This is a genomic window from Blastopirellula sp. SH421 (assembly GCF_057808535.1).
Genome location: NZ_CM173712.1, coordinates 2409304 through 2428749 on the forward strand (window position 1 = coordinate 2409304; position 19446 = coordinate 2428749).

Consider the following 19446-nt stretch of genomic DNA (forward strand, 5'->3'; position numbering starts at 1 on the left):
CATTTACCATCCCGGCGGTAGCTGAAGGCCATCGCTGGAATGGACTGCTTGAGGGACTTCCGGCTGGACATCGCTGCGGGCAATCCAAGCAGTAGAAAGCTGCTATTGGGTGGAATGTAGATTGAACAGACTAAGGTGCGTGCAGACGTACCCTGCCCCACCCGCTTGAAAACGCCAAATTATGCCTGTACATATTTATAGTGAAAAGTCGGCCAGGCAGGCAAGTGACAATCTTTTAGCCCGGCTTCTAACCAGGCTTTCAGGCGCGCCGCGGCGCCTAAGTCTGGCCGAAAAACTAGGCGGCTCGTCTCGTGCGGCTGGTCAATGATTGCAGTGACGCCGGCAGCGGAATGGTAGCGAGCGCTTCATCGTGGGTGACCGCGTCCAAGACTTGCATCAGTTGTTCGTGAGAGTCGAGCGAGAGATCGACGAAGATCCATTTTTTGCCAGCGACTTCGCAGCATCCGCCGCCGCTGCCGTCCAGCCATTCGCGGCGAACTTGATACCCGAGTTGCTCAGCGGCGGTAACGGCTTGTTCCAGCAGGTCGAGCGTATGCATGCGCAGAATCCTTTGCGACATTGGGGTATCTGTATCGGAGGCACGGATTGTAGCGGGATCAGTTTGAGTCGCGAAGAGGAAAACGACGATACCGTTGGTATGCGGTAAAACTCCATTTCCCATGACTTTAAGCGACGCCGACAGGGCAGCTTCGGCAGTTTTGAGAAGTCCAGCAGGGTGGGAAGTTTCTAGAAGGAAAGGCAGGACGCGCGTGTCAACGAAGCCGTCGGCGGTCACAGAATCTCCCAACCAGCCATCACTCGAAGAGCAAGTCGAAACGCTCAAACGGCGGCTGGCCGAAGCACAAAAGTTCACCGCTTTGGGTGAATTGATGAGCTCTACTACGCACGAATTTAACAACGTTCTGACCTCGGTCATCAACTACGCCCAGATGGGGCTTCGCCATCAGGACGAAGCGACCCGCAATCGTTGCTTTCAAAAAATCATGGCCGCCGGCGAGCGCGCCGCAAAGATTACGACCGGCGTACTTGGTTTGGCCAAAAACCGCAGCGACCGTCGCGAACCGACCGATCTAGCACCGTTGGTCAAAGACGCGATCATGCTGCTGGAACGCGAGATGCAAAAGTATCGCGTTGAGCTGGATGTGCAGCTCGAAGAGACGCCGCCGGCGCTCGCGATCGGCAATCAGATCCAACAAGTGCTGCTCAATCTGCTGATCAATGCGCGTCAGGCGATGCCCAAAGGGGGCCGCTTGGTCGTTCGGTTGTCGCATGACGCCGAAGCAGGCGTGGTCAGCTTGATGGTGCGCGATAGCGGAACCGGCATCCCGGCCGAGCAGTTGCCAAAGATTTTCGATCCTTTCTTCTCGACCAAAAGCGGACCGGACGAAAGCGGCAAAGGAGGGACAGGACTGGGCCTTGCGACTTGCCGTGACATCATCGAGTCGCACGAAGGAAAGATCCGCGTGCAAAGCACCGTCGGCGTCGGCACGGCATTTACGATACGGCTTCCCGCGGCGAACCTGATCGTGCCGCCGACGGTCATTAAGCCTGCGGTCAGCGTGACTCCGTCGGCCGCAACGCGTTAGGTAAAACCAGCGAGCGGGAATTGGTTTGGATGTTTCCGCTACGATTGGTGAAGAATGTTCCAACGCCGCGCTGAACGTCTTGCGTTCGCTGCTCGGCCAGTCATAATGACCAACATGATCGTGCAAACCAGCTACTTTTGGCAGTTCTTTACCTACTTTACCGGTGGGCCTGGAGCAGCTACGTAGAAGCACAATCGCCAATACGAGTCACTTTCAGGCCCTGAACTTCAAAAGAAGTTCAGGGCCTTTTTCGTTTACCGACAGCGTTTTTTAATCGGAGCACCCAGGCAATGATCGTGGTAATGCAGCGCGGAGCTGAACAAGCGGATATCGAAAACATGGTAAAGCGAGTCGAAAATTTAGGATTGAAAGCGCACGTGATCGTCGGCCAAGAGCGAACGGTGATCGCGGCGATCGGCGACAAGCGTGAAGAGATGAAAGAGTCGCTGGAAAGCGGCCCCGGCGTAGCTGCGGTGATGCCGATTTTGGCGCCTTACAAAGTTGCCAGTCGAGAGGTGAAGCCTGAATCAACCCAAGTGGTTGTTCGCGATTTGAAAGTCGGCGCCGGTTCGTTGGGAGTGATCGCTGGACCTTGCTCGGTCGAAAGTGAAGAACAACTGATCACAACCGCGCGAGCCGTCAAAGCGGCCGGAGCGACGGCGCTGCGCGGCGGAGCATTCAAGCCGCGGACCAGCCCGTACGCCTTCCAAGGGATGAAAGAAGAAGGGCTGAAACTTTTGGCCGCCGCTCGGGAAGAAACGGGCCTGGCGATTGTGACCGAAGTGATGTCGCCGGAGGATGTCGAGCTGGTCGCGAAATACGCCGACGTGCTGCAAATCGGCGCTCGAAACATGCAGAACTATCGCTTGCTAGAAGCGTGCGGCCGCGTTGATCGCGCGGTGCTGCTAAAACGTGGACCCGCCGCGACGATTGACGAACTGCTGCTGGCCGCCGAATACATCCTGAACGAAGGAAACCAGAACGTCATGCTGTGCGAACGCGGCATTCGCACCTTCGAGGCGCACACACGCTTCACTCTGCCGCTGGCGACGGTGCCGTACCTGCACCAAAAGACCCACTTGCCGGTGGTGATCGATCCAAGCCATGGCACAGGACACGCTTACCTGGTCGAAGATATGTGCGCCGCGAGCGTCGCCGTCGGGGCCGACGGATTGATCATCGAAGTTCATCCGAAACCCGACGAAGCGATGAGCGACGGATACCAATCATTGACGCTCCAGCAGTTCGCCAAAACGATGACCAAATGTCGCAAAGTGGCCGACGCGCTGGGGATCATCATGTAGGGTCCGCTCTGCAGACCAAGGAAGCACCAGAAAACGTGCAAGTTATCGAACAGGGCGAATGGTCCGCATCGCGGATCCTACGGCGTTCGTAATTTGGTGAGTGCTGCAGCCAACTCTAACTGTTTTGGCTGCGGCAAACGGACCAGGAGGTGTTTGCTGGGCTTGTCGTAGAGGAGTGCGAACTCGGGATCGTCGGCGATCGCGAGTTCGGTTTTCAAGCGATTGATCAGCGCGGCGGCTTGGGTGGGGCCGTCCGCAAGATCGCTAATAGGATAGAGCTCGACGAAGCCATGCTGCGCGATATCAGATTTCATCGCGATCTGCAACGTCCGCTGATCGATCGCGCGAAAGTCCATCTCCAACGGTTTTAGCAGCGTCTGCAGCGCCTCGCGAAGGGTGACGTCGATCGCGAGCATCGTCCCTTTGGTATCAGGATTCCAGCCTTCCGGTAGTAGCGAATCCCAATCGATCAAGATGACCGATCCGGTTGAGTCTTCTAGCTGTTCGACAATTTCGGTCAACTCGGCCGGCTCGACAAAACTGAGCTGCACTTTTTTGTCGAGCATCGCCGCGGCTTGGTCGCTGCGCGGTTCTAGTTTGAAGAGGTCGGCCTGGTAGCTGCTGCGTGGCGATTTACCCCGCGCGACACGCAACTTTTCAACCATGACCAACGCCTGAAAGACTGTTTTGGAGTCGGCCGCAAGTTGCAACTCGCGCTTGCCGGTACGACAGGTGTTTGTACCGCCAGCGCCTTGCCAGGAGGTCGGTTCGACCAGGTGCGTCAGCGTGTAGGCAAGCTCGGCCAGCGCTTGGTCATCGCTGGCCAGGTCATCGACTTGAAAGCGAATCGTCGGCGGCTTATCGCCGGCCGATTTGAGCGGCACGATCCGAATGTGATCGCCGACGACGTCGACCGACATCCGTAGCGGTTCGACGGCGCTGCGAAGCAAATATTCGGTGTTGGAGCTTTCGTGCCTGACCCTGATCTGCTTGTCACCCTGAATATCGGCCGATTGTAAAGCCAACGGATCAACCGAAATCGGGATCGTGCTCCAGCGAGTCAAATTACGGAGATGATCGAGAAGAGGAATCCCCGGAAAATTGATTTTGATGAACGGGTCATTTAAGCGAGCTGCAATGTCGACCTGGCGCGGCGCCGGTTTCTCGACCAACGGCTCGGGAGATAAGGGAGCTGCAGGGTCGGGAACCTGCATCGCCGGATCGGCCTCGGCTGCGATCGATTGCGATTCAGGCAGATCGAACATCGATTCGTCAAACAGCGGAAACGCTTCACCCAGCACACCGGTCAGCGGGTCGTTGGCGAACTTCATCCGCTGTTCGTCGGTCGTCTCAGGCGCCTCGGCTGCGGCGACATCTTGGGCCGCTGGTTTTACGCGAACTGGATCGTCAAATAGAAACGGGTTCTCGCGCGGCTTCGTTTCGTCGAGCGGCATTTCGCGCGGCTTGTTGTCGACCGCGGTTGCTGCCGGCATCGCCGCTGGATCTGTATCGGCAGACGCTTTGGGGTTGGCCGGCGCTTCTGGGTTGGGGGTTGGAATTTCTGCCGGGGGCTTTGCGGCGACTCCGTCTTCCGGCAATTGGTCTTCCGGCAATTGGTCTGCCGGTTTTTTATCGTTAGGCGTAGTCGGATCGGTTGCCGGCACTTCGACCAGCGGTTCAGGCGTTGGCTGGATCGGGGCTCTCGCCTCGGGAGGTTCGACCTGAGCGACCGGCGTGTCGTCAATCAAAATCGCTCGCACGACGAGCGCCATTAAGAGGCCACCGATCACCACTCCGCCTGTGACGAGGGCAATTAGGCGATAGTTGGCGAACTTTGCCGCAGCGGGGAGAGTAGTCGGCATATCTGTAGGTGCAGATACACTGGCCGGTGAGTTTTCGCCAGGCGGTTCGGTGGGCGTTGCGGCGATTGGCGTTGGGCTTGCCGGCGGCGCATCGCTGGAGAGCATCTCGGCCGCGTGGGCGAATATCTCTTCGGAGCTTTCGGCAACCGATGCAGCGGCGGCGGCTGCTGGACGCGGAGTCGCTGACTGCGGAGTTGAGCTGCTTGAGGATGATCGAGACTTGGCCGAAGCAGCGGTTGAAGGACTATTTTTGGGGGTGCTGCTTTTCGACGATTGAACCGATTTTGCTTGAGCCGGTTTTGATGGAGCCGGTTTCGACGGGGCTGGGGCAGAAGGCAACTGGACCGTCTTCGCGTTTTCGGCGTCGGCCGCGGCAGATTCGGACGTTGTTGCTGGACCGAGAATCTGCACCATGCTGCCGCACTTTGGGCAGGGCAGAATCTGTCCGATCAACTCCGCATGTTTCACCCGGAGAGGCGCTCGGCAGGTCGTGCATTGGATCGAGAAAGGTTCCACGTCGTTTTAACTTTGGGTCAACGTCCGGCAGTCTTATTTTTTCAGTTGAAACGGCGCCGGCAAGGTGTAACCCTTTTTGGCCGATACCGCTCTGGTAGTAATCAATATAACCTTGTCCCCGTCCGGATTCTCTGGATCGGGTCCAATTACATAGACAAGTTTTTGGTCGACTTCGTTGGGAGACTTGACTGTGGTGATGGGATTGGCCTTCATCAGCAGTGCGATCAACACCTCTTCGGCAGGTTGATCGGACATGTCGAACTGCCGAATCTGCTGGTTTTGGGTGATTCCATCCAATTGTAAGTCACCGCCGACTAATTTGACGGTAATACCTGCTTCGTCCCCAAAATCACGCATCGCAAAATCAAGCGAGTTCTGAGGAAACGCCAGGCTGATCTTCTTTTTTAGCTTCGCTTCGATCGTTTGCGGCTCACCGCTGGATCCGCCGGCCATCGCCGTGGGTGGCGCCGACGCAGAGCTTGACGAGGCCGAAACGGTTAACTCGGCCGCCGCCAGTAAGTTGGGAGCGGCGTACGAGGGGAGCGCGATGTTGATGATCGCCTGTTTGCCGTCGGCGCCGGTGCGGGCAAATTTGTGAGCAAACTCTAGCATCGTCGGAAATTTGCTTCCCAGCGATTGCCAGTACGGCGTGGGGCCTAGCAGCGTAATCGCATTGGCGACCAACTTGGATCCACCCAAGATGCGAGCTCGTAGCGACTCGGCCAAGCCAAACGGCTCGGCGGCTAGTGAGCCGATAAAGCGTCCTTCGGTGTAGCATTGCGTGTCATTGAGCTGACAACTGACCAGTCCTGCTTGGATCATGTCACCCAGGAACCAGCCAACCGGTTCTTTGAAACCGGCGAGATCGCCAGAACTAAGCGGCGATTGCGGCGATTGCAAATAACGTGCGTCAAACAGCAAATTGAGCGTGCGCTGATCATCTGAGCTGCGGCGCAGTTGTTCCAGCTCTAGCGGCAAGGTCGGCGCTGCTCCACCGGTGGCGGCGATTGCGGCGATGTCGCTATCGGCGCCCATGACGAAGGCGCTGCCGCTTTCAGTCGGCAGCGGATAAAACGACCAAGCGCCGCGCTTGAAGTATTGGCTCGGAGCCTGACCGATGGTCTCTGCTCCGTCCCACTTGGACATCAAGTTAGTCGGGCCTTTCAGACGCACCACCATGGTGGGTTGACCGACCGGCGTTGTCGGACCATAGGCGATCGTCGCCGTGTCGACTTCGTGCCAGCCAAATCCACTGGTCGTTTCCCACGATTTCCAGATCGCGCCAAAGTTAGGTCCGAGCGCCTCGAGCGCTTGTTGGCCGGCGCTGCTGCTGGTCAGTTCAGCGACACGTAATGCGAGTAAACTTTTCACGCCGACAGGCAAACCTGCCAGTGAGATCTCCGCTCCCTGGGTTGGCGACTCCCACAGCGTTTGCTGATCATCGGCGATCAATTGCACCGGACTATCGCCGGCCGGCGGCTGCGGCATCGGGTTGGTGTCGTCTCCGGGGCCGGGGGCAGGATTTTGCGGATCGACAGCTACCGGTTGAGGATCGTTATTGGCGAGCTGGTCGTTTTCGTCCGGCATGTTGTTCAGCACATAAAATCCGGCGACCAACATGCCGACCGCCAAAAATCCGAGCAGAACCAGCTGCGTAATACGTTTCGCCTGTTTCCGTTTGCGAACCCGTTCGGCCAAGCCGGTGGCTCGGCTCTCTCCCTGAATGCCGCCGGCAACGGCGGTGGCGACCGGTGCGCCCACCGGCGCCGCAGTCGGAGGTGCGCCATAGCCGGGCATCGGCGGAGGCCCGCCGGGCATGGGCATGCCGGGAGCACCGGGAAACGGCATGCCCGGAGCGCCAGGAAAAGGAGCGGCGGCCGGAGGTGAAAAATGTTGCGGCATTCCTGGCGGCGGAGTTGCGCTCGGCTGCGGCGGCAGTTGCGGCAGCGTTTGCAGATAAGCGGCCAGCGCCGGCGGCGCTGGCGCCACCGGTGGATGGAGCTGATTAGGATCGACCAGCGGCGTCAGCGCATTGACCACATCGCCGGCCGATTGATACCGAACCGCCGGGTTCTTCGCCATCATATAGGCGATCGATTGAAAGACTTGCGGCGGAATCGACGGCGCTTGGGCGATCGGTTCGGCGGCATGCCGATTGAATTTTTGGGTGAGGTCGCCGCCAGCGAAGGGAGGATTGCCGGTCAGCAAATCAAACAGGATGCAGCCGAGCGCATAGATGTCGCTGGGTCGGGTTGGCGTCGTGCCGGGCGTCGACAGCTCTGGGGCCGCAAAATCGGCGCGGCGAAGCGTCGCTTCGTCATTCTTGCTCCAATCGGCCGCCGTGGGCAAATGCAGCGGGTTATGCATCACCTTCAAATTGCCGTTGGCTTCTAACCACAACACGTCCGAGGTCAGATTACCCTGAATCATTCCTGCACTGTGCAGCCGCTCAATCGCTTGGGTCGCTTGGCGAACCAGACGCGTGCAGTCGGCCGGCGGAACCGGTTGACCCGGTCCAGGGCGACTTTCTTGCAACGGATTACCGGTTGGTTCTTCGGTCACCAAAAAGTGATTGCCGTTGACTTCGATCTGTTCAAAGCAGCGCCACAGATGGGGATGAGGCGCCGCGCAGCGACTGCGAATTTGTTGCTGGACGATCGCCCAGGCCTGCGGGTTCTCGATCGTGGAACTTGAGATTTTGTGCAGCAAGACTGGCTGACCTGTGGCGAGATGCTCGGCTCGGTAAGCGCCAGCGAGCAGACCTGCTTCGATCCGATCCAGTAGCTTGTAGGCGCCCAGCTGGAACGGCCCTTTTTTGCCTCCCAACAGCACGCGCGCCTGGTAGGAGGTGATCGCCGACTCGCCGATTAGCCATTTGGCGAGCTGCTTGGGATCGCTATCGCTGCCTGCGTGCTGCTTGTAGCTTTCGTGAAGCTGTTGACAGCGCTCTTTGGGAAGCAGGTTGCTTTTTAGCAACAATTTCCAGAAGTCATGAGTATTGGCGACGGCCATGCGCTAGGAAGTCTTGCGGGAAAGAAGTCGAGGGACAGAACTAGGGAGTCAGCAGCAGTTAAGTCTGTGGGACTCTTTAGCTTACATTCTTATGTCGCTTCTCGGCAAAGAGAATGCAAAAATCGGTCTTAACTGCGTGCATCACTCCCACAGCACTCAGTATGCCTACGATTGTAGCAATTATTCACCCCTCCGGCTATTTCGGGGGGAGCCTGGTGGGTTAACTTCCCAATTTCTTTAAGACTGCCGCCGCTGCGGTGATTTGCTCTCGAGAAGCGTCCAAGTGCGTTACGGCTCGCACCGCTTGGGCGCTGATCGCCATCATCGCGACGCCAGCTTCTCTCAACTGAGCCACAAACTGGGCCGCCGTGCCAAGCCGCGGATCGACGCGGAAGATGACAATATTGGTATCGACCGTCTCAGGCGTCAGCGTCAGCCCCGCGGTCTGCTGGATGGCGCTGGCCAGGATCTGGGCGTGTTCATGGTCTTCGGTCAAACGCTCGCGATGGTGCTGTAGACCATACAAAGCGCCGGCCGCGATGATGCCGGCTTGACGCATGCCGCCGCCAAATAGCTTGCGATGCCGCCGCGCCTCGCGCATCATCTCGGCGGGGCCCGCCAAGCACGAACCAACCGGAGCGCCGAGCCCTTTGCTGTAGCAGACGCTGACCGTGTCAAAGTGCTGGGCCCAATCGGCCAACGCAATGCCGGTCGCCGCGACGGCATTAAACAGCCGCGCCCCATCCAAATGCGTTTGCAGCCCTGCGGCATGGGCCCAACGGCAAATCTGCTCGACATACTCGTACGGCTGCACCTTGCCGGCGCCACGGTTGTGCGTGTTTTCAAGACAGACCAGCCGCGTGCGGACCATGTGATCATTGAGGGGGCGAACAAGTCCTTCATGGAATTGTTCTGGCTTTAAGACTCCATATTCTCCTTCGATGGTGCGCGTGGCGATGCCGCTTAACTGGGCGAACGCAGCTTGCTCGTAGTTGTAAACATGACAGCCCACTTCGCAGAGGAACTCGTCCCCCGGCTTGCAGTGGATCCGGATCGCAATCTGATTGGTCATGCTGCCCGAGGGCATGTAGACCGCCGCTTCTTTGCCCAGCAATTCGGCGGTCATTCGCTCGAGCCGATCGACGGTCGGATCGACGTCAATTACCGCATCCCCCACTTCGGCGTTGGCCATTGCTTGCCGCATCGCGGCGGTGGGTTGGGTGACGGTATCGCTGCGGAGATCGATCATCGCGGTTCCTAACAAGTGGGGAATTATCGAAAAAAGAAGCGGCGTGCCTCAATTATCCGCTTTCTGCCCTAAGAGCCAACCCGCCGCGAGCTAAGAAGCCCCCAAGTCATTCGCCAAACAGGCCCTATCGGGTAGGATGAACGGTTTCCCCCCAGACCTTCGTTAACCGCAGAGAGAGTTCGTTGGACGACGCTTACGACTTATTGGCCGCCGCCGCGTTCGGCATCGAGAAGGTCGCCGCGCGCCAGATCGAGCAACTGGGCTACGAGCCCAAAATCATCGGCTCTGGCAAGATCCTCTTTCGCGGAACCATGGCCGACGTGGCCAAAACCAACCTCTGGCTGCGCACCGCCGACCGCGTGCTGATCCGACTCGGTTCGTTTCATGCCGATGACTTTGGGCTGCTGTTTGACGGTGTGCGGGCCCTGCCCTGGGAAAAATTTATCCCGGCCGACGGCTGCTTTCCGGTCAATGGCCGTTCGCTGAAGTCGCAACTCTCGAGCGTTCCGGCTTGCCAGAAGATCGTCAAAAAGGCGATCGTCGAGCGTCTATTGGCCGAACACAACGTCACCGAATTGCCCGAGACCGGCCCCCGCATCACGGTCGAAGTGGCGATGCTAGAAGACGAAGCGATCCTGACGATCGATACCACCGGCTCTAGCTTGCACAAGCGAGGCTATCGCACGTTGGTTGGTCCGGCGCCGCTGAAAGAAACGCTGGCCGCCGCGATGATTGATCTCAGCTATTGGAAGCCGGGGTGCCCGTTGATCGATCCCTTTTGCGGCAGCGGCACGATCCCGATCGAAGCGGCGCTGGTAGCTCGGAACGTGGCGCCGGGTTTAACGCGCGAGTTTGATTTTGAAAGCTGGCCGATCACGCCGCCCGAGCTGATCTCGGATCTGCGCTCGGATGCACGCAAAGCGAAGTTGAAGAAACTAGAGCAACCGCTGCTGGGCTTTGACGCTGACGCCGATGTGTTGCGGCTCGCGCGTCAGCATGCCAACGCGGCCGGCGTGGCGCATGATGTTCGTTTCGAGCAGCGCGATTTCGCCGATCTGCGCAGCGATGACGAGTACGGCTGTATCGTCACCAACCCGCCGTACGGTGAACGAATTGGCGATCGCCGCGAATTGACGGAGCTCTACCGATCGTTTCCGCATGTGCTGCGACGTTTGCCGACTTGGTCCCACTATGTGTTGACCGCTGAGTCACAGTTCGAGAATCTGATTGGCCAACGCGCCGATCGGCGCCGCAAGATTTACAACGGCCGAATCGAATGCCAACTGTATCAGTTCTATGGACCGCGACCGCCGAAATTGCAAGAAGCGGGGGAAGCTGCCGCCGCGCCGACCAAAGCGGTTCCTGCGCTGGCCGATGCTTGGAGTGACGAAGACGATGTCGCACTGGAAACCCCACAGACCGTCGTAAAGCCGTCGCCGCATCGCGAGCCCCCGGCAAAGGGATTGCCGATTGGCGAATCACCATCGCCTGCAAGAGCAGAGATTGAATCGCCGCCCAAGGAAGCGCCGGAGATTGAGAAGCTGCCCCGCGAAGTCACAGACAGCGAAGTCACCCCCAGCGAAGGCACAGCGCGGAAGACTCCGGTAGAACCGGTTTTCAAGCCGGCCTTTGGCGGCATCTCGGCCAAGGGGGCGGAGCAGGCTGAGTTGTTTCGCAATCGTTTGGTCAAGCTGCAGCGACACTTGCGTCGCTGGCCGAAGCGGGGAATCCATTGTTATCGCTTGTATGAGCGTGACATTCCCGAAATCCCGCTGGTCGTTGATCGCTATCACGACTATCTGCATATCGGCGAGTACGAACGTCCGCACGATCGGACGCCGGCTCAACATGCCGAGTGGTTAGATCACATGTGCGACGTCGCCGCTGACTCGTTAGAACTGCCGCGCGAAAATGTTTACGGCAAGACGCGCGTTGTGCAACGCGGCGATCAACAACATCAACGGCAAGACGACCGCCGGCTGACGATCAATGCCGAAGAAGGCGGGTTGCAGTTTGAGGTCAACATGTCTGACTATGTTGACACCGGGCTCTTCCTCGACCATCGCATTGCCCGCGGTATGGTTCGTGACGAAGCGAAAGGGAAGCACTTTCTCAATCTCTTCTGTTACACCGGCGCGTTCTCGGTTTACGCCGCGTCGGGGGGCGCCGCCAGCACGACGTCGGTCGACCTTTCGCCCACCTATGTCGCATGGGCTGATCGCAACTTGCGGCGGAATGGGTATCGAGGCAGCGAGCATCGCCTGCTTCAGGGGGATGTGATGGAGTGGCTGCGTGCTCCGGTTGAACAGGTGTACGACCTGGCGGTGATCGACGTTCCGACCTTCTCCAATAGCAAGCGAACCGAAACGGTTTGGGATGTGCAGCTGGATTATGTCGAGGCGCTCGAACTGCTGATTTCGCGGATGTCGCCGGGGGGCGTGATCTATTTTTCGACCAATTTTCGCCGGTTTAAATTCGACGACTCGCTCTTTGAGGGGGTCTCGATCCGAGAAATCTCGAAGAAGACCGTGCCCGAAGATTTCCGCAACAAACGAATCCATCGCTGCTGGCGGATGATCGTCAGCTCCGAGTAGAGGTTTTGATGTTGCGTTATTTGCAGGACCGTAAGAAGTAGAACGCGGAGGACACGGATAAATCACGGCATTACGCGGGAAGAAAACAGCTCCAAGGGGCTACGCTTCCAATTTAAAATCACCTCGAAAGTTCGCCGCATCGGCATCCTTTTCGTTTCCAGCTCTGCCTTCTTACCGTGTAATCCGTTCCCTTCCGTGGCACCCGTGTTCCATTCTTCATGAATCGCGAAATAGCGCAACCTCAATAAGCGGAGGCGGGGACTGGTCTTTCGTGATCGTCCCCAAGTGAACAAAATGGGACTCTTGCCTGTCCTGTGGACCGACCACCCCACCTAACTGCCGCCTGAAAGCCCGATGGCCGAAATCGCTTTGAAAATAGCTCGCATTGACGCTCGCCGCGATGACGTTGTCGCCGAACTTGCCGCGCTGCGCGAAAAGCTGAGCCCCCGCGGCAATGTGGTCAGCGAAGCGGGCCGACGCCGCACGATCGAAACGTTTGGCGAGGCGCTCTCGCCGCAGCAAGTGGTCGAGCGGATTTGCCACGAGGTCCAGACCGAAGGACTGGCCGCGGTGCTGCGTTATGGCGAAAAGCTGGACGGCAAACAGCTAACGTCTGAGACGATTCGCGTGCCGCAGGCCGAACTGGAAGCGGCGCATGCTGCAGCGGCGCCAGAGTTTTTGGAGACGATCCGTAAGATTCGCGACAACATTTGGCAGTTTCAGACGGCGATCTTGCACCAAGATGTGCAAGTCGATCGCGCTGACGGCGTCTTTTTGCGGCAACGTTATCTGCCGCTACAGCGAGTTGGGTTGTGCGTCCCCGGCGGCGCCGCCGCCTATCCGTCGACCGTCTTGATGACCGCCGTGCCGGCCTTGGCCGCAGGCGTCAAAGAGCTGGTCGTGGTCGCACCGCCGACTCCGTTTGGTTCGTACAACGTTGATCTATTGGCGACTTGCCATGAGTTGGGCGTGACCGAAGTTTATCGGATGGGGGGCGCTCAAGCCGTCGCTGCGCTGGCGTATGGTGTCGAAGGAATTCCGCAGGTCGACAAGATCGTGGGCCCCGGCAACTTGTTTGTCGCGCTTGCCAAAAAGCATGTATACGGCGAGGTCGATATCGATTCGATTGCCGGTCCCAGCGAAGTGGTGGTCATTGCCGACGAGACGACGCGTGCCGATTACACTGCCGCCGATTTGTTAGCCCAGGCCGAACACGCGCCTGGCGCCAGCATCTTGATCACATGGAGCCCCGAGACGTTGGAAGCGACCTACGCCGAGCTGAATCGCCAGGTCGCGCTGCTCGAACGGTGCGATCTGACGGTGCAAAGTCTCGAAGCGTTTGGCTGTTTGATCTTGGCCGAAAACGCCGAGCAAGCTTGCCGATTGACCAACGAGATCGCGCCGGAGCATCTGCACATTGCGACCGAGAACGCCGAGTCGTTGTTGGACAGCATTCCCAATGCCGGCGCCACCTTCTTGGGCAATTACGCTCCGGTTGCATTGGGCGACTATGCCGCTGGACCTTCGCACGTATTGCCAACCGGCGGCACAGCCCGCTGGGCGAGTGGTCTGTCGGCGAATGACTTTCTCCGCTCTAGCAGCGTGATTCATTACAGCGAAGCAGGCATCCGAGCCATCGCGCCGCATGTGCAACGGATGGCCGACAAGGAAGGGCTGACCGCCCATCGCCGCAGCGTTGATATTCGCGTTTCCTAATTTCCTCAACTCGAGCTTTCGCTATGTCTTTCGTGCGACCAGAGATCGACGCGATGGCCGGCTATGTTCCCGGCGAACAGCCGCAGGCCGGCAAGTTCATCAAGCTGAACACCAACGAGAACCCCTATCCGCCGTCGCCGGCCGTCAATCGAGCGATCAAAGAACGCTTGGATCAGGGGCTCGAACGCTATCCCGATCCGATGGCGACTTCGTTCCGCATGCGGGCCGCCGAAGTGCTGGGAGTCGAGCCAGATTGGATTTTGTGCGGCAACGGCAGCGATGACATTTTGACGATTGTCACGCGAGCCTTTGTCGGAACCGGTCAGTGGTTGCGGCTGCCGACCCCCAGCTATGTCCTGTACAAAACATTGGCCGAGATTCAAGGTTCGGACAGCGAGGAGATCGCATTTAAAGAGGACTGGTCATTGCCTGCAGAGTTCTCGGCGGTCAGCAATCAATTGCGGCTCGCTTTTTTGCCGAATCCGAATAGCCCCTCCGGCACCGTCGTGCCGAAGTCGCAAATCGCAGCGGCGGCTGACGCACTCCCCTGCCCTTTGTTGGTCGACGAAGCGTATGTCGACTTTGCCGAAGAAAACTGCATTGATCTGGTGAAGCAAAACGACAAGGTCATGGTCTCGCGAACGCTCAGCAAGTCGTACGCGCTGGCCGGACTGCGGTTTGGTTATATCGTCGCGCAGCCGCAGATAATCGCGCAGCTGTTGAAGGTCAAAGACTCTTATAACTGCGATGCGCTGTCGATCGCCGGCGCGACGGCGGCGATTGATGATCAGCAGTGGTTGCAGACCAATCGGGCCAAGGTGATCAAAACGCGTCAGCGGATGATCGATAAAATGCGAGAAATCGGATTCACCGTACCTGACTCGCAGGCAAATTTTGTCTGGGGAACCTATCCCGGGAAGAATCTGAAGGCGCTGTACGAGTTTCTCAAACAGAATCGAGTGCTGGTCCGATACATGCACTATCAAGATTACCAACCGGGGATCCGGATCTCGGTGGGGGGTGAAGATCAGATTGACGCTTGTCTGATGTTGATCGAAACCGCTTTGGCTCAAGGAATTGCTTAATATGTCGCGCACCGCGAAAATCAGCCGGCAAACGGCTGAAACGCAAATCGATTTAGAACTGAACCTCGACGGCGAAGGCAAAAGCGAGATCGCCACCGGAGTCGGTTTTTTCGATCACATGCTAGAACTGTTCACGCGACATGGCTGCTTTGATCTGAAGGTCAAAGCCAAAGGGGACCTGCATGTCGACCAGCATCACACGGTCGAGGATGTCGGCATCTGCTTGGGGCAAGCGATTCGTCAGGCGATTGGGGACAAGAAGGGAATCCGCCGCTACGGCCACTTCACGCTGCCGATGGAAGAAACCCTCTGCACCACCGCAATCGATCTGTCAGGCCGCTATTTTCTGGTCTTCAACGCTGAGTTTCATTCCCCAAAAATCGGCGAGTTCGATAGCGAACTGGTCGAAGACTTTTGGCAATCGACCGCCGCCAACGCGCTGTGCAATCTGCACGTCAATGTCTTCTACAGTCGCAACAGCCACCACGTCGCCGAAGCAATCTTCAAATCGGCTGCGAGAGCGCTGCGTATGGCGGTCGAGCACGATCCCCGCATGCCGGGCGTCCCCAGCACCAAGGGAACGCTGTCGGAGTAGCCCCCGCACCGTTCTCGCTGGGAATAATACGTTTCTACGAAGAGATTGGGATTAGGGCCGCAGATAGTGCCCGGTCCTGTCGGATGCGCTTGGCTTTTTCTCCCCAGCCATGGTTTTGACCGTAGAGGGAAAAACCCTATCTCCGCGGTCCGCTTTCGTCGCCATTCTGCTTAGAGAGCGAAACTCCCTCTTTAGGAATCGTTGAGGGAGTCCCAAGGTTAATGCCTGTTTTGCGCAGTTGTGCGGACTTGCGCAAGTCATTCGGAAGCAAAAGATCTTTCCCGCTTTGCCGCTATTTACGGCCTAATGTTGGGCAAGTCGCCCCCCAATTTTGCAGGTGCAAATTTGTGGGCGGACGCGACTCAAAATGAACCAGATTACAAAATTGTAAGTAACGAGGGGTGGGCAGATGTTGAATCGCTTGAGTCTGACAAAAAAGACGATCCTGGGTTTTTCGGTAGTGCTCTTTCTGATGCTGATCGTCGCTGGCGTTGCTTGGCGAGGGATTAACAGTTCGGCTGATGGATTTAATCGCTATCGCCAGTTGGCCCGGGACTCGAATTTGGGTTCCGAGATGCGGATGGCGATGTTGCAATCCCGTCTGGCGGTCCGAAATTTTGCGATCTATGCCGACGATAAATCTCTAACGACATTTGACGATCATTATGGCAAGGTGACCGCCGCGATAGAGAATGCGAAATCGCAGTTTGTCGATCCCAAACGGCGAGAACTGATCGACCAAATTCAAGCCTCTTCTAGCAGCTTCGCCGGAGCGTTTGCTGAAATCGTGAAGAGTCGCAAGCAGCGGATTGTATTGAAAAATGACGTGCTGGATGTTGAGGGCCCCAAGGTTACAAAAAACCTGGAAACGATCGTCCGCTCTGCGGAGGCGGATGACGACACTGCCGTGGCTGTTCGCGCCAGTGTGTCACTCAACAAAATGATGGATGCCCAAATAGGCTTGTACGATTTTTTTGACCCCACCAGTCCAGAAGATGGCGCTCGTGTCTCGAAGGCTCTCACAGAACTGAACGAACAAATGGCTCGGTTGGACTCATTGGTCACCAAGCCAGAACTTCGCGAAGCGTACCTACAAGCTCAAACCTCGGTCAAAGCCTATGCCGACGCGTTTACTGCGATCAAGAAGTCGGTCGATACGGAAAAATCACTCACGTTGACGCAAATTGACGTGATTGGTCCTGCGATTGGCAAGGTTGGCGAGGAATTGATTGGGTCGCTGAGCGCGGATCAAGACCAGTTAGGTCCGCAAGTCAAAGCCTCGAATCAAGCGACACAGCTTACCGTCGCCGTGGTGAGCGTTTTTGGTCTAGTGCTTGGGATCGCAATCGCCGTCCTGTTAAGCCGTGCGATTATCAAGCCGATCCGCAAAGTGATGACTATTCTTAATAGTGTCGCCGCAGGGGATCTGCGTCAACGTTTGACAGTGGAAAGCCAGGATGAAATTGGAGCGATGTCGAATTCTCTCAACACGGTTGTCCAGCAATTGCAGACGGCGATGATTGCACTGTCGGCCAATGCGGATGACATCGCTCGTTCGGCCGGCGACATGAATCAAACTGCCGACAGCATGGCTTTGGTTTCGACCGATACCAAGTCGCAGTCGACTTCGGCCGCCGCCGCTTCGGAAGAGATGTCGGCCAACATGCGGACCATTTCCGCTTCGGCTACGCAGATGTCCTCCAACATGGATTCGGTCGCTAGTGCGGTCGAAGAGATGTCAATCAGCATTAACGAGATTGCCCGCAACACCGAACAGGCCAACCAAGTCGCCGATGAAGCCAATCATTTGGCCGAAGGGAGCCGCGTGCGATTGGGGCAGTTGGGCGATGCGGCCAGCGAGATCGGCAAGGTCGTGGAGCTAATCCAGGATATCGCCGAACAAACCAATTTGCTGGCCTTGAATGCGACGATCGAAGCTGCCCGAGCCGGAGACGCTGGTAAGGGATTCGCCGTGGTCGCCGAAGAGGTCAAACAACTTGCCCGCCAGACCGCCAATGCGACCGAAGATATTCGGAAGCGAGTGGACGGAATGCAGTCCGCTTCGTACGAATCAATTGAATCCATTGATTCGATTCGCAAAGTGGTCAGCAACCTGAGTCAGATCTCGCGCGGGATCGCCGCCGCAGTCGAGCAGCAATCGACCGCCACACACGAGATCGCCAACAATGTTTCGCAGTCGAGCACGGCGGCACGACAGGTGTCGCAAGCCGTGACCGAATCGGCCGCCGCCGGCGAAGAGATTTCACGTAATGTGATCTCGGTTGACGAAGGGGCTCGCAAGGTTTCGGATGACGCCGGACGGACGAAAGTCTCCAGCGATCAATTGGCTGACATCTCGAAGAAACTGCAATCGCTGGTCGGTCAGTTTCAGGTGTAAGCGGTCAGTAGGTTAGAAAAAAAAAAGAGCTGGCGGTTCATCTGAACCGCCAGCTCTTTTTGTATTTAGAGATATCAACCACGGGTTAGTCGTTGATGTACGTTTCTAGGAACCTAGCCAGGCGATGGAAGTCGCTCATCGGGTTGATGTAGCGAACGACCGTGACCAAGGTTTCTGGATCGACCAGGTTCTCGAACGCGACGTAGTGCAGGTTCAGCTGGCCCGAGACCGAGACCATCACGCCGTTCAAGCCTTCTTCGACCAGGGCGCGATAGGCGCCGACGCCGAGTTGGCTGCCGAGCATCACGTCAAACGCGTGCGGCTTTGAGCAGCGAGCTTCATAGCCCAATTGCAGACCGGTGACTTTGCGGCCGCGGCCGGTTTGTTCTTCGTAACGCTTCGAGATCCATTTAGCAAACTGGCGGCCCAAGCTCACTTCGGTGATCGAGATATGTCCGTGGTCGTCCCGTTTGATTCCTTCCAGGTATTCCGGCGGCAGCATTTCCGCTAGGCCTTCGGCCAGGATGATCACGCCGAATTTTTTACCTTCGGCTTCGCGGGCGAGCATCGTTTTGACGATGCGGTCGACCACCTTCTCGACGTTCATCACCTTTTTGGTGCGGCCGTTGACTTCTTCCTCTTTGGCGACGTAATCGCCTGTGATGTCTTCGACGCTCACCACCAGGCTTGCTTCGCCGGCGATTGCGGTGCCGTACGGCAGCCAACCAGCGCTGCGTCCCATGCACTCCACTAGGAAGTAAGCTTGGCCCGCTTCCGCATCGTACAGCAAGTTGCGAACTTCATTGGCCAGAAAGTCGACCGCGGTGAAGTAACCAAAGGTGAAGTCGATCCCCATGTAGTCGTTGTCGATCGTCTTGGGCAGATGAACGACCGGGATCTTGTGGCTGCCTTCCGGCAGGGTCTCTTGGAACAGCTTGAATTTGTTGGCCGTCTTCAGCGTGTCGTCGCCGCCGATCGAGATCAACGCATCGACGCCCAGCGAGCAGAGTGCGTCGTAGGTGGTTTGCAGCGGCGCCGAACGCTCTTTATCTTTCAGGTGGTCAGGATGCGACACTTGCTTGCCGGGATTCGCCCGAGCGGTGCCGATCATGATGCCCTGCTGAGCACGCGAACGCGCGAGGGCCTGATGATCCAGCATGATATAGTCGCGGCCCAGTTCCATCGGGCGATCGGGACCAAACTGCATCAGGTTTGAGTAGCCATGCTTGATTCCCAGCACTTCGACATCGTTCCGCAGAAACGAAACCGCCGCTGTCGAAATCACCGCATTTGCGGCAGGCGCCGGACCACCGGCGAACAGGATCGCCACTCGGCGGAAATTATGTTGCTTTTTCGGAGGGCGGGCCAACGTGTTCGACATGGGGTGACTCCTGACAGACCGGATAACGCGGATGCGTATCGGCGCTTTTGGGAAACTACTGCCGGATAATCGGCATAGCGAGTAAAGATCTGATTGTATTGAGCACCGCGTGAGCCACAAGTTTACT

The 19446-nt window shown here is 57.6% G+C and carries 13 protein-coding genes; 8 read left to right on the top strand and 5 right to left on the bottom strand.

The window, feature by feature from the left end; all coding sequences use genetic code 11:
- Window positions 1-295: 295 nt before the first annotated feature.
- Window positions 296-559, bottom strand: coding sequence for a hypothetical protein (locus SH421x_RS09945; protein ID WP_488855333.1), 264 nt, complete (start codon window positions 557-559; stop codon window positions 296-298).
- Window positions 560-770: 211 nt separating this feature from the next.
- Between SH421x_RS09945 and SH421x_RS09950 the strand changes: the two genes are divergently transcribed.
- The gene (locus SH421x_RS09950; protein WP_488855335.1) at window positions 771-1607 is read left to right on the top strand and encodes a sensor histidine kinase; all 837 of its coding nucleotides are present in this window, start codon (window positions 771-773) and stop codon (window positions 1605-1607) included.
- Window positions 1608-1897: 290 nt separating this feature from the next.
- Window positions 1898-2911 (top strand): 3-deoxy-7-phosphoheptulonate synthase, encoded by a 1014-nt coding sequence (aroF, locus tag SH421x_RS09955; protein ID WP_488855336.1) that lies wholly within the window; start codon window positions 1898-1900, stop codon window positions 2909-2911.
- A 77-nt stretch (window positions 2912-2988) separates the two neighbouring features.
- On the opposite strand, the gene SH421x_RS09960 is transcribed toward aroF, so the two are convergent.
- Window positions 2989-4773, bottom strand: coding sequence for a hypothetical protein (locus tag SH421x_RS09960; protein WP_488855338.1), 1785 nt, complete (start codon window positions 4771-4773; stop codon window positions 2989-2991).
- Window positions 4774-4822: 49 nt separating this feature from the next.
- Between SH421x_RS09960 and SH421x_RS09965 the strand changes: the two genes are divergently transcribed.
- A complete protein-coding gene (locus SH421x_RS09965; protein WP_488855339.1) occupies window positions 4823-5050 on the top strand; it encodes a hypothetical protein in 228 nt (75 codons plus the stop codon).
- A 272-nt stretch (window positions 5051-5322) separates the two neighbouring features.
- Here SH421x_RS09965 and SH421x_RS09970 read toward each other — a convergent pair whose 3' ends face one another.
- Together SH421x_RS09970 and SH421x_RS09975 are read right to left on the bottom strand one after the other, a co-directional pair.
- The gene (locus SH421x_RS09970) at window positions 5323-8301 is read right to left on the bottom strand and encodes a serine/threonine protein kinase (RefSeq protein WP_488855340.1); all 2979 of its coding nucleotides are present in this window, start codon (window positions 8299-8301) and stop codon (window positions 5323-5325) included.
- Between the two features lie 220 nt (window positions 8302-8521).
- Window positions 8522-9550 carry a threonine aldolase family protein gene (locus SH421x_RS09975; protein WP_488855341.1) on the bottom strand — a complete coding sequence of 343 codons (1029 nt, stop codon included), beginning with the start codon at window positions 9548-9550 and terminating at the stop codon, window positions 8522-8524.
- 182 nt (window positions 9551-9732) lie between these two features.
- Between SH421x_RS09975 and rlmKL the strand changes: the two genes are divergently transcribed.
- From rlmKL to SH421x_RS10000, 5 genes are all read left to right on the top strand, one after another.
- Window positions 9733-12144, top strand: a complete 2412-nt coding sequence (gene rlmKL / locus SH421x_RS09980; protein WP_488855343.1) for a bifunctional 23S rRNA (guanine(2069)-N(7))-methyltransferase RlmK/23S rRNA (guanine(2445)-N(2))-methyltransferase RlmL — start codon at window positions 9733-9735, stop codon at window positions 12142-12144.
- Between the two features lie 354 nt (window positions 12145-12498).
- Entirely contained in the window at window positions 12499-13860 is a 1362-nt protein-coding gene (hisD, locus tag SH421x_RS09985; protein ID WP_488855344.1) for a histidinol dehydrogenase, read from the top strand.
- Between the two features lie 23 nt (window positions 13861-13883).
- Window positions 13884-14945, top strand: coding sequence for a histidinol-phosphate transaminase (gene hisC / locus SH421x_RS09990; protein WP_488855345.1), 1062 nt, complete (start codon window positions 13884-13886; stop codon window positions 14943-14945).
- 1 nt (window position 14946) lies between these two features.
- Window positions 14947-15540 carry an imidazoleglycerol-phosphate dehydratase HisB gene (gene hisB / locus SH421x_RS09995; protein ID WP_488855346.1) on the top strand — a complete coding sequence of 198 codons (594 nt, stop codon included), beginning with the start codon at window positions 14947-14949 and terminating at the stop codon, window positions 15538-15540.
- A 409-nt stretch (window positions 15541-15949) separates the two neighbouring features.
- Window positions 15950-17938 carry a methyl-accepting chemotaxis protein gene (locus SH421x_RS10000; protein WP_488855347.1) on the top strand — a complete coding sequence of 663 codons (1989 nt, stop codon included), beginning with the start codon at window positions 15950-15952 and terminating at the stop codon, window positions 17936-17938.
- 85 nt (window positions 17939-18023) lie between these two features.
- Here SH421x_RS10000 and SH421x_RS10005 read toward each other — a convergent pair whose 3' ends face one another.
- Window positions 18024-19319: a 6-phosphofructokinase gene (locus SH421x_RS10005; protein WP_488855349.1), complete on the bottom strand. Its 1296-nt coding sequence runs from the start codon at window positions 19317-19319 to the stop codon at window positions 18024-18026.
- Window positions 19320-19446 lie beyond the last annotated feature (127 nt).

What these genes read in the sequence shown, in the direction of transcription:
- SH421x_RS09975 (WP_488855341.1), bottom strand. Translation starts at nt 9,550, where the DNA reads ATGATCGATCTCCGCAGCGATACCGTCACCCAACCCACCGCCGCGATG.
- SH421x_RS10005 (WP_488855349.1), bottom strand. Translation starts at nt 19,319, where the DNA reads ATGTCGAACACGTTGGCCCGCCCTCCGAAAAAGCAACATAATTTCCGC.
- hisB (WP_488855346.1), top strand. Translation starts at nt 14,947, where the DNA reads ATGTCGCGCACCGCGAAAATCAGCCGGCAAACGGCTGAAACGCAAATC.
- hisD (WP_488855344.1), top strand. Translation starts at nt 12,499, where the DNA reads ATGGCCGAAATCGCTTTGAAAATAGCTCGCATTGACGCTCGCCGCGAT.
- SH421x_RS09945 (WP_488855333.1), bottom strand. Translation starts at nt 559, where the DNA reads ATGCATACGCTCGACCTGCTGGAACAAGCCGTTACCGCCGCTGAGCAA.
- aroF (WP_488855336.1), top strand. Translation starts at nt 1,898, where the DNA reads ATGATCGTGGTAATGCAGCGCGGAGCTGAACAAGCGGATATCGAAAAC.
- hisC (WP_488855345.1), top strand. Translation starts at nt 13,884, where the DNA reads ATGTCTTTCGTGCGACCAGAGATCGACGCGATGGCCGGCTATGTTCCC.
- SH421x_RS09970 (WP_488855340.1), bottom strand. Translation starts at nt 8,301, where the DNA reads ATGGCCGTCGCCAATACTCATGACTTCTGGAAATTGTTGCTAAAAAGC.
- SH421x_RS10000 (WP_488855347.1), top strand. Translation starts at nt 15,950, where the DNA reads ATGTTGAATCGCTTGAGTCTGACAAAAAAGACGATCCTGGGTTTTTCG.
- SH421x_RS09960 (WP_488855338.1), bottom strand. Translation starts at nt 4,773, where the DNA reads ATGCCGACTACTCTCCCCGCTGCGGCAAAGTTCGCCAACTATCGCCTA.